Consider the following 1569-nt stretch of genomic DNA (forward strand, 5'->3'; position numbering starts at 1 on the left):
GGAGGGTACTGATAAATGGTATAGATATACGCCAAATTGGAATAAATAATTATCACCGGATGATAGCCTGTGTTATGCAGGATGACCGGCTATTTTCAGGCTCAATTCGTGAAAATATCTGTGGTTTTGCAGAGGAAATGGATGAAGAGTGGATGGTAGAATGTGCCAGAGCAAGTCATATTCATGATGTTATAATGAATATGCCAATGGGATATGAAACATTAATAGGTGAACTTGGGGAAGGTCTTTCTGGCGGTCAAAAACAGCGTATATTTATTGCACGAGCCTTATACCGGAAACCAGGAATATTATTTATGGATGAGGCAACCAGTGCTCTTGATTCAGAGAGTGAACATTTCGTGAATGTTGCCATAAAAAACATGAATATCACCAGGGTAATTATTGCACACAGAGAAACAACGTTGAGAACTGTTGATAGAGTTATTTCTATTTAAACCATAGAGGAATTACAAGCGTATGAGGAATATTTCTTCCTGTTATAATTCCTCGTTATGCTCAGATATCTGTTGGAGGTGGAATGGAAGATAGACAATCCACCAAGAAGAAATATCATTCTGTGTGGATTGTCCAATAACTGTTCTTTCTTATATTAAATAATACTATTTATAAACAAACATCACTAAGATTATTTGGACTCCAATTACACAATCTTCCCGCAGCATAGTTCCATGCTTCTGAAGGTATCCCTTCGGGTTTTTGCTTAATTGTTCCCCCTAAACCGGATGGAGACATTGCAGGATTAGGTTTGTGAGTGGATGCATAGTCATATATTGCACCTCCAGCCACACCCCCAGCAGCTGCTCCAATTCCTCCTGCAACAAATTGCCCGGATAGTGTTCCTATAGCCATCGCAATATCACGCCCTGAAGCACCACCAGAAACAGAATCTAATTCATTTAGAGTCAGAGTTCTCATATGATCTCCTTTTTATCTTATCGGATATTGAATAATAATTATCACCAACAAAGTAACATATTGCAGACATTAATGCAGAGAAGCAAAATGTATGCATGGATAAAAAGTCCTTTCCTCTAAAAACACAATCATATATAGCTAATGCAATATATATTGCGGTGGCATTTATTATAAATGCAAATAACAACTCTAATTTTGTTCTTTTTCTATCCATTACTTTTTATCCCATTACTTTCTATCCCATTACCACACAAACACTAACGATAATGATTATCGTTAACATAGTCAAGAGTGAAGGGTAGGAGGCCCTCAACCCCCTATAAGGGGTCCGCTTGGAAAACGGATTTCCCCACGTCAAGAGAATTGATTTGAACGAGTGGCTTCGCTACAAACAGCTCCCGTTTGTGTGTGAAAAACCCCTCTCAACAGATCTCAACTCTGCACGATATCTACAGGAGATTGCTCCAAAAGGCAGTATCGTGTCTTTTAACTACCGATATAACCCCGTCATCGACATGATAATGCGTCTGAGAAATGAGAAGAAATTAGGTGAACTGCATTTCTTCTCAGCAGAATTTAATAAAAATTCTGCACTGACCCGCCATCACCTGACCTGGCGAGACTCCGCACAAC

General features: G+C 39.0%; 3 protein-coding genes and 1 pseudogene. 2 read left to right on the plus strand and 2 right to left on the minus strand.

Features of this window, described 5'->3' with window-relative positions; translation table 11 throughout:
• Positions 1-455 (plus strand): ATP-binding cassette domain-containing protein (locus tag RTW80_RS25065; protein ID WP_312720760.1); only part of this gene is annotated, 455 nt, incomplete at its 5' end.
• A 169-nt stretch (positions 456-624) separates the two neighbouring features.
• Here the strand turns inward: RTW80_RS25065 and cvaC are convergent.
• Together cvaC and cvi are read right to left on the minus strand one after the other, a co-directional pair.
• Positions 625-936 (minus strand): colicin V, encoded by a 312-nt coding sequence (gene cvaC / locus RTW80_RS25070; protein ID WP_001259758.1) that lies wholly within the window; start codon positions 934-936, stop codon positions 625-627.
• Positions 914-1150: a colicin V immunity protein gene (cvi, locus tag RTW80_RS25075; RefSeq protein ID WP_001323890.1), complete on the minus strand. Its 237-nt coding sequence runs from the start codon at positions 1148-1150 to the stop codon at positions 914-916. The genes cvaC and cvi overlap by 23 nt, the downstream gene beginning before the upstream one ends.
• A gap of 160 nt (positions 1151-1310) precedes the next feature.
• On the opposite strand from cvi, the pseudogene RTW80_RS25080 reads away from it, so the two are divergent.
• Positions 1311-1569 (plus strand): annotated as a pseudogene (locus RTW80_RS25080) (gfo/Idh/MocA family oxidoreductase); the annotation flags it as partial.

Source organism: Escherichia sp. AM3 (assembly GCF_032029835.1).
In the GTDB taxonomy this organism is placed as follows: Bacteria; Pseudomonadota; Gammaproteobacteria; order Enterobacterales; family Enterobacteriaceae; genus Escherichia; species Escherichia coli.